Origin of the sequence: Niabella drilacis (assembly GCF_900101395.1) — a bacterium.
Classification (GTDB): domain Bacteria; phylum Bacteroidota; class Bacteroidia; order Chitinophagales; family Chitinophagaceae; genus Niabella; species Niabella drilacis.
Genome location: NZ_FMZO01000038.1, coordinates 1 through 9060, shown reverse-complemented (window position 1 = coordinate 9060; position 9060 = coordinate 1). Strand labels below are relative to the sequence as shown.

Below are 9060 nucleotides of genomic sequence, written 5' to 3'. Positions count from 1 at the left end.
GTAAATTAGCCAACAAAAACGGCTTCGGCTTGCGGTGTGCAAAGGCTGAACATTTGAATTTCTATTTTCCGCCCATCGCCAATACGTATCCGTTGGCGGTAATGGCACAAACGACACACAAAACATCGAGCGATAGTTTAAATCTTGATGATTTTCTACAATTTACCCCGATATTTTAGCTAACTTCGTACCAAAGAATTTAGCATTGACAACCCATCATAAAATAATAAATGGCGACAGCCGACAAATGACAGAATTACCCAATAATTCGGTGCATTTGGCTATTACTTCGCCACCGTATTGGCAACTCAAAGACTATGGAACTGACGACCAAATCGGTTTTCACGACAGTTATGAAAATTATATCAACAACCTGAATTTGGTTTGGAAAGAATGCTACCGCACGCTACACAACGGTTGCAGGTTGTGTGTAAATATTGGCGACCAATTCGCCAGAGCAGTTTATTATGGACGTTACAAAGTAATTCCCATTCGTGAAGAAATCATCAAGTTTTGCGAAAATATTGGCTTTGATTATATGGGAGCCATCATTTGGCAGAAAGTTACAACTTCCAACACTACAGGCGGCGGCGTTCAAATGGGTTCATATCCGTATCCAAGAAACGGAATTTTAAAATTGGATTACGAATTTATTCTTGTTTTCAAAAAATTAGGCGATGCGCCAAAACCAACAAAAGAACAAAAAGAACTTTCAAAAATGACCGCAGAAGAATGGAATACATTTTTTGCTGGACATTGGAATTTTGCAGGTGCAAGACAAAACAATCACATAGCGATGTTTCCCGAAGAATTGCCTAAACGATTAATCAAAATGTTTTCGTTTGTTGGCGAAACGGTGCTTGACCCATTTGCAGGAAGCGGAACAACAGCATTGGCTTCAAAAAATTTAGAACGCAACTCTGTTGGTTACGAAATTAATCCCGATTTTATTCCATTTATCAAAGAGAAATTAGAAGTTCATCAAAAAGACTTAAATGGAACGGCTTATGAATTTTTGAAGCAAAAAGAAGTTGAAGTGAACTTTGAAAAGGAAATTCAAAAACTCCCCTACATTTTTAAAGACCCACATACGCTTGATAAAAAAATTGATGTCAAGAAATTACAATTTGGTTCCAAAATTGACAAAGACAGTTCGACCAAACGTGAAGAATTCTTTACCGTAAAAGAAGTTATTAGTCCAGAAAAAATTCGTTTGAGCAGTGACTTAACAATAAAACTTATCGGTATTAAGGAAGACCCGATTATTAACGGGAAAGCCACAGCATTTCTCATTGACAAAACGAAAGGGAAACGAGTTTTCTTAAAATACGACAGCGTAAAACACGACAATGAAAACAATTTGTTGTGTTATCTCTATTTGGAAAACAAAACATTTATTAATGCTCATTTAATCAAAAACGGGTTAGTACAAGTGGACAGCAATATTGATTTTAAATACAAGGAAAAATTTTTAAACTTATTACAAGAACAAAATGGCTAAGGAATATATCTCAGGTTCTGACGGACACAACCTAAAATTTAAACGAGAAACACTTCTAAATTATGGAATGAACCGTTGGGGCTTGAACAAAGCTCATAGCGTTGGTGCAACTTCTGAATTGATTAGGACTTGTGCACCAACAAAATATGAAGAATGGGAAGAATTTTATTTTACAAAAGCCAAACAAAAGAAAAAGGAAGGACTTCAAATTACCAAAGAATACATTACAGCTCTTGGACAAACACTCTATATTAAACTTTCAGAAGTAGTTCAACACGAACTTGAACAAATTTCGGAAGAAGAATGTATTGACTATGCTTACAATTTGGTTCTGAATAGAACCTACGAAGGCTATCGCACAGAGATTGAAACAATTTACGGACAACTTGAAGGAGCAATCGGACATAAAATTGAACCAGCACCCGATAATTGGGATAGAACATATGGCGTTGATTTTTTCGTGAAAATAAATGATACGAGCATTGGTATTCAAATAAAGCCTATCGCTTCGGGACAAGCACTTAATCAATACCAATGGATTGAAATGCACCGAAAAAATCACGAAAGATTTGAAAAAGAATTTGGTGGTAAAGTGTTTTTCGTATTTTCTACAAAAAGTTCAAGTGGGACAAAGAAGATTTACAACACCGAAGTCATTGAAGAAATTATTACAGAAATAAAACGACTGATGAAGTAAAGCCACTAACCGCCAACAAACGGTTTTGCAATAGTGCGGCTGATAGTTATAGGCTCAACTTCGGTAATTCTATTTAACTTTAGTGCAAAACTCAACTGAAGGTTCGCTATTGCCGCACCATCGCAAAGCCGCCGGACGTTAGCTGTAATGCCATGACAGCATCCGTCTATTCAAACACGACTTTAATTGGACACACCGACTTACAAGTTGGTGACGAAAGTATGGGTTGCGTTTTTGGTGACTTTATCCCAACAGACAACTATTATAAATTTGTTCAGAAATCTGTTTGGGATTTTTGGGCGATAAACAAACCTGACTATAAAAAATGGCATTCTTTGAATATCAATGTTCAGCTTGAAAATGGCTATTTTTTATATCCTATAGGTGGTTATACTTTTGACGATGTAGAAGAACTGCCAGACGAAACTAAACGTATTGACATAGCAGGGCTTTTTCGGCACGTAATCGAGGACTTCTTCCAAACTGACCCACCAAGACCTTTTGTAGAAGAACCGTGGGAAACAATTTCAATTGAACAGAAAATTTTATTTGACACAGAATTAAAAAAAGAAACCAAAAGAGTATCAAGTTCATTTTTTGGCATTATCAAGTCGACATCTAAACATATTTTAGCAGACTATGAATGCTCCGCTGTTTGTAAAAGTAGACAAACAGACGATATTCTTTTCTCAATCCATGACAATAATGGTTCCGACAAATGTTACGCGTTAGTCCATCTCACATTTGGTGGTAAGAAAGAAGACAATACCACATTTCCTACCACAACTTTGTTTGACAGTTTTGACGCTTTTAAATTTGAACGTATGTACCCTGACAAAGCAGAATGGGAATATTGATGTGAAAAAGGCACAATGCAGGTAACAAGCGGTTTTGCAATAGTGCGGCTGACGATTATAGGCTCAACTTTGGTAATTCTATTTAACTTTGGTGCGAAACTCAACTGAAGGTTCGCTATTGCCGCACCATCGCAAAGCCGCCGGACGTTAGCGGTCAGTGTATAACGACAGCCTAAAATTCAATTGCAACAATGAATCAGAAAATTAAAAACAAAATAGAAGCGACTGATACAAGCATAAACAACCTTCTAAAAGACCAAAAATTTACGATTGACTATTTTCAACGAGAATATCGTTGGCAAGAAAAACACATCAGGTTGTTAGTTGAAGATTTGACAAATACTTTCCTCAAATCATACAAAGAAGGCGATAAACGTTCAGATGTTGCAACATATCAGAGTTATTATCTTGGACCTGTTGTTTTTAGCGTAAATCCTGAAAACAACAAAAAATCAATCATTGACGGGCAACAAAGAATTACATCAATTTCACTTTTGTTGATTTATCTAAATCACTTGCAAAAAAAATCACCCCAACAAGTTGCAATCAGCGAGTTGGTATTTTCTGAAAAGTATGGCGAAAAGTCATTCAATATGAGCGATGAAGCAAGAGAAAATTGCCTAACCGCACTATTTGAACAAGGAGAATACGAAATCACAGAAAACGACGATGAGACCGTTAAAAATATGATGGAAAGATATGAAGACATTAGCGAAAGTTTCCCAGAAGAAATAGACGAAAATGTTCTTCCATATTTTATTGACTGGTTTATTGAAAATGTTGTAATAATTGAAATCATTGCATATTCAGACGAAAATGCTTACACTATTTTTGAAACAATGAACGACAGAGGACTTAACTTAACAGCAACGGAAATGCTTAAAGGTTATGTGCTTTCAAAAATAACAGACAAAAAACAAAGAACCGAAATAAACGACCTTTGGAAAACCCAAATTCAGAAACTCCACGAATATGAAGAAAACGCAGACCAATCGTTTTTCCAAGCGTGGTTTCGAGGAAAATACGCTGTAACAATTCGTCCAGGTAAAGCAGGTTCAGAAAATCAAGATTTTGAGTTAATCGGTTCAAGATTTCACAATTGGTTTAAAGACAATCACAAACAATTATTTGGACTTTCAACATCTGAAGATTTTTACAACTTTTTCAAAGTTCAATTTCCGTTTTTTGTAAAATGGTATTTGAAAGTTTGGGATTCAATGAGTCAATATGACAAAACAATTCCTCATCTCAACTATATTCAACATTACGGAATTGCACTCTCATTGCAAGAACCTTTGCTCCTATCATCAATTAACTTTTCTGACAGAGAAGATGAAATCAAAACCAAAATTGACAGAACAGCAAGGTTTATAGAAACATTTACCGTTAGACGAAGCGTAAACTATCGTAAATTCGGACAGACAGCCATTAAATACACAATGTTTAATGTGATAAAATTGATACGCAACAACAACCTTGAAACATTGAACAAAAATCTGTCCGCAGAAACTAAACAAATAGACGCAACTTGGGATGATGTTTGGGAGTTTGGTTTACACGGAATGAACAGAAAGTTTGTCAAACACTTATTGTCAAGAATTACAAGCTACATTGACAATTTAGTAGGCAAAGACACTAATTATACAACATACCACCACCCGACAGGAAAACAATATGAAATAGAACACGTTTGGGCAAACAAATTTGACGAACATACAGACGAATTTGAGCAAAAAAATGATTTTCAAGAATGGCGTAATTCTATTGGTGCTTTACTTCTGTTACCGCAAGGAACAAACCAATCCTTTAACAGCGACAAATACGAAGATAAATTAGAACATTATATCAAAGAAAACACTTACGCCCAAACTTTGCACTCAAACTATTACGAGAAAAATCCAAACTTTTTAAATTCAGATATTGTCAGAAAATTACAGTTTAAGGCACACCCTCAATTTAAAAAACAAGACATTTCAGACAGACAAAAACTTGTACAACGAATTTGCGAAGAATTATGGTCAACAGACTATTATGCAGAATAAAAAACACCGAACCGCTAACAAGGTATTGCCAAAAGCGGGGCTGAACGGCTTCGATTGGACATTTGTGCAAGGTTCAACATTCGTTCTTCGATTGAAATTTAGTGCTAAAAATCCCCGCCTTCGGCAATGCCCAAAACGTTGTACGCAATACTAATCGACCTCTCCAAAAATGAGAATAATAACTTTAATTTCAGCTTTTATTTTCCTGACAGGACTTTCAAAAGCCCAGACAAATACTTATTTAGAAGACTTAGCGGCATTAAAATCCATTCTTCAAAAGACACCCTCCTTTAAGGCTCAAATGAAGGGAAACAAGCAGGACAATTATATCAACCTATTCAACCGTTTATCTTCGGACACGACAAGCGAACTAAACAACTATAAATACTTTTATAACCTGTCGCAATTACTTTTTCCACTTCGTGATAATCACTTGGGATTTTATCAACTCCCAGACTATAAGAACTTTAAAACCAAAGAAACCATTGACAGTTTTATAGCGACAAAAGAATTCTACCTCTATCCAACCTGCGAAATCAATATTGACTCTTTGAAAATTGAATTAGCTAAAAAACCTGCTGATTCAATTGAGGGGATTTATCATTATGATAAATTCTACTCTGTTGGTTTGTTCAGAAGTGGGGATAGGGAATATATTGGTGTTGTACTTGACACTAATATCAAATTATGGCAAAAGGGACAGATTGCTATTCATTTGTACGAATATATTCCAAACCATTATAAAGCCATTTACGGTCATCCGTTATATAAAAATTTTCTTCTTCAAACCAATGAAAAATACAAGAATCAATCGTTAGTGAATTCTTACTTCTATGGTTCTTATTCCCAAAGTATTTACACAAAGGAGCTTGGACACGCTGACTATATGAATCTTCCGACAAACTCTTCAAAATTTGAGTTAAAAACCATTAGTGATAACATTCAGTATTTACTAATCAGAACATTTCAAGCAGACAAAAGTACTATGCTATCATCGCAAAAATTTTATGACTCCATAACGTCTGCATTAAACAAGACATACCTCGTTTTAGATTTAAGAAATAATGAAGGCGGAGCAAAAAAAGAAATGAAAAAATATTTTTCGCTTTTAAAAAAGTATACAAAGCACGGACATTTATACATACTACTAAACAATGGCACATTAAGTCAAGCGGAAATTTTCACCTTGAAATTGCAGAAACTTAAAAATGTTACCACAGTTGGACAAACTACAAAGGGCATGTTGACATATGGAAGTAATTATGGGAAAAGGAATAAATTACCAAGTGGTAAGTTTGAAATATATCCTACCGATATGAAAGGCGATGCTAAACTTTTAAAGTATGAAGACTATGGAATAAAGCCCAAAATTACTTTGGAAAACGACCAAAATTGGATTGAACAGGTAACAGAAATTATAGAGAAGAAGTAATGCCTACAACAATCGGTTTTGCAATAGTGCGGCTGACAGTTAAGTTCTCAACTTTTGTACTGCTATCATCGCCTTCGCCGTTCTTCTTGGCAGAAAAACGTAAATTAGCCAACAAAAACGGCTACGGCTTGCTGAGGTGCTAAATTCAACTTTTTGTTCGCTATTGCCGCACCATCGCAAAGCCGCCGGACGTTGTATGCCATTTTTCTGCAACACCCTATATATATCGCTATGACAGACCTTGACAAACTTTCTTTCGCTATACAACAATTCGCAAGCATGACCGATGACGAATTTATGCTGTCAAAAAAAATGTGACAACATCAGCTTTACCAAAAAAATGACTTTTACAATAAACAAAGAACTGTTTGCAGATATTTAGGGTTTATTATTAACGGCGATTTCCGTTCTTATCTTATTGACGAAAAAACTGACACAGAGAAAAACGTTTTTTTATTTTCATCTAACCAATTTGTAGTAACATTTAAGAGTTTCATTAGCCAAGTTCCCTGCGATTATCATACGCAGGCTATGACAGAAGCAAGCGTTTTGTGCATTTGTATTGAAGATTTGCTTTTTCTATATCAGCATTCCCATGCCTGGGAAAGATTTGGCAGGCTATTGGCACAGCAGGCATTCAACATTGTGAACGAAAGAACAGAAAGTTTTTTGTTCAAAACACCTGAAGAAAGATACCTTGATTTGATAGAACATCATCCTGATATTTTCAACAATGTACCGCTATATCACATCTCTTCTTATCTCGGTATTCAAGGACCATCCCTAAGTCGCATAAGAAAACGACTTTCAGTAAAGTGATACGATTTTAACTTGGGTTAAAGGATTTGGTTAACAAGAGTTTTAGCTTTGCAATCAAACAATACTTAACTAAAAAATATGAGCAATCGAATCAACTCAAAGACAATCGTTTTTTGCCACGGGCTTTTTGTAACCGCCAAAAGTTGGAAAGGATGGGTAAAATTTTTTGAAGACAGAGGTTATACTTGTCATGCCCCGTCAAATCCTTATCACGACCATTCTGTAACAGAAATGTGGGAAAGCACACCCGAAGAATTAGGTGCTGTAACATTTGAAGACGTGGTAAACAACCTTTCAACTTTTATTAACACCTTGCCCGAGAAGCCTATTTTAATTGGGCATTCCTTGGGTGGGCTTGCTGTACAAAAACTTGTAGAATTAGGCAAAGCCGCAGCAGGTATTATGGTTGATGGCGCTGCACCTGCGGGCATTATCCCAACTGAATGGAGTTTTTTGGAAGCAAATTTGCCTGTGCTAAATCCGTTAAAAGGCGACTCTGTTTTTCATCCTTCTAAAAAGTGGTGGTTCTATGCTTTTGGCAACAACTTGACCAGAGAAGAATCAGACGCAGCCTTTGATGAATTTGCTGTTCCTGAAAGTAGAAACATACCAAGAAGCACAACCAAGTCATTTGCAAAAATAGATTTTGACAAACCCCATGTTCCATTTCTTTTTATAGCGGGAGAAAAAGACCATATCATTCCCAAAGGACTTAATGAAAAAAATTTCAAGGCATACAAAGACGAAAACAGCATTAAGGATTTTCATATTTTCCTAACAGAGGGCACTTTATTTGTGGCGACAAAAATTGGGAAGAAGTAGCGACTTATGTGTACGATTGGGTAAAATAAAAACGGCATACAACATACGGTTTTGCGATAGTGCGGCTGAAGAATAAATGCCCAGCTTCAGTAATTCTATTTATCTTCGGTGCAAAACTCGTCTGACGAGCTTCGATGCCGCACCATCGCAAGGCCGCCGGCCGTTGTGTGTAAGCTGTTCAGATACATCCTAAAAATTCAAAGCATGACCAAGACTTCATTATTACTTTTATTTATTACAATTTTCGACATGCAGCTTTTCACAAGCACAAAAGCGAAAATTTGAAATTGTTGGGGAAATATCAGGGCTTACAGATAGCTCCTACATTAAGTTGTGGGACTTCTCAACAGGATCAAATGTTTTTATGGACTCGACACAAATCATCAACACCAAATTTACCTTCAAAGGCTTTTTAAGCAGTAATAAAAAATATCAAAGTGTAGGTATAACCACTCCTGATTTTAAAAACATAACAATTTTTTGGATTGAAAGCGGTTTCATTCATTTTACTGCTGAAAATGGAAAATTTAGAGATGCTGTGATAAAAGGTTCATCACCCGAAAAATCTACTTTAGCTGTGTCCGATATAGGGTACAGGGTCAATGCAGAAAAATACTCAACTTATAGCTGTCTGAAAAAGGGGGTACTTACATTTTTGCGTGACTTGTAGTGATTTTTCTCCTTCTATTTCTATCTACGAAATGAAATAAAGACTACCGCTAACATAGGTATTTATGAAAGGTGGGCTGACAGTTAAGTTCTCAACTTTTGTACTACTATCATCGCCTTCGCCGTTTTTCTTGGCAGAAAAACGTAAATTAGCCAACAAAAACGGCTTCGGCTTGCGGTGTGCAAAGGCTGAACATTTGAATTTCTATTTTCCGCCCATC

At 36.0% G+C, this 9060-nt stretch carries 8 protein-coding genes; all 8 read left to right on the top strand.

Annotation, left to right across the window (positions count from 1 at the left end):
• The first annotated feature begins 247 nt into the window (after positions 1-247).
• The 8 genes from BLS44_RS26020 to BLS44_RS25985 all read left to right on the top strand — a co-directional run bounded on the left by BLS44_RS26020 (position 248) and on the right by BLS44_RS25985 (position 8840).
• Complete coding sequence (locus tag BLS44_RS26020; protein WP_090393691.1) at positions 248-1501, top strand: DNA methyltransferase; 1254 nt, start codon at positions 248-250, stop codon at positions 1499-1501.
• Positions 1494-2198: an MjaI family restriction endonuclease gene (locus BLS44_RS26015; protein WP_090393690.1), complete on the top strand. Its 705-nt coding sequence runs from the start codon at positions 1494-1496 to the stop codon at positions 2196-2198. The genes BLS44_RS26020 and BLS44_RS26015 overlap by 8 nt, the downstream gene beginning before the upstream one ends.
• A 152-nt stretch (positions 2199-2350) precedes the next feature.
• The gene (locus BLS44_RS26010) at positions 2351-3055 is read left to right on the top strand and encodes a hypothetical protein (RefSeq protein WP_090393689.1); all 705 of its coding nucleotides are present in this window, start codon (positions 2351-2353) and stop codon (positions 3053-3055) included.
• Between the two features lie 191 nt (positions 3056-3246).
• Positions 3247-5097 (top strand): DUF262 domain-containing protein, encoded by a 1851-nt coding sequence (locus BLS44_RS26005; RefSeq protein ID WP_090393688.1) that lies wholly within the window; start codon positions 3247-3249, stop codon positions 5095-5097.
• A gap of 169 nt (positions 5098-5266) precedes the next feature.
• Complete coding sequence (locus tag BLS44_RS26000) at positions 5267-6529, top strand: S41 family peptidase (RefSeq protein ID WP_090393687.1); 1263 nt, start codon at positions 5267-5269, stop codon at positions 6527-6529.
• 531 nt (positions 6530-7060) lie between these two features.
• Complete coding sequence (locus tag BLS44_RS26885) at positions 7061-7348, top strand: Crp/Fnr family transcriptional regulator (RefSeq protein ID WP_218127825.1); 288 nt, start codon at positions 7061-7063, stop codon at positions 7346-7348.
• 78 nt (positions 7349-7426) lie between these two features.
• Positions 7427-8170 (top strand): alpha/beta hydrolase, encoded by a 744-nt coding sequence (locus BLS44_RS25990; protein ID WP_090393686.1) that lies wholly within the window; start codon positions 7427-7429, stop codon positions 8168-8170.
• Positions 8171-8456: 286 nt separating this feature from the next.
• Entirely contained in the window at positions 8457-8840 is a 384-nt protein-coding gene (locus BLS44_RS25985; protein ID WP_090393685.1) for a DUF4369 domain-containing protein, read from the top strand.
• Positions 8841-9060 lie beyond the last annotated feature (220 nt).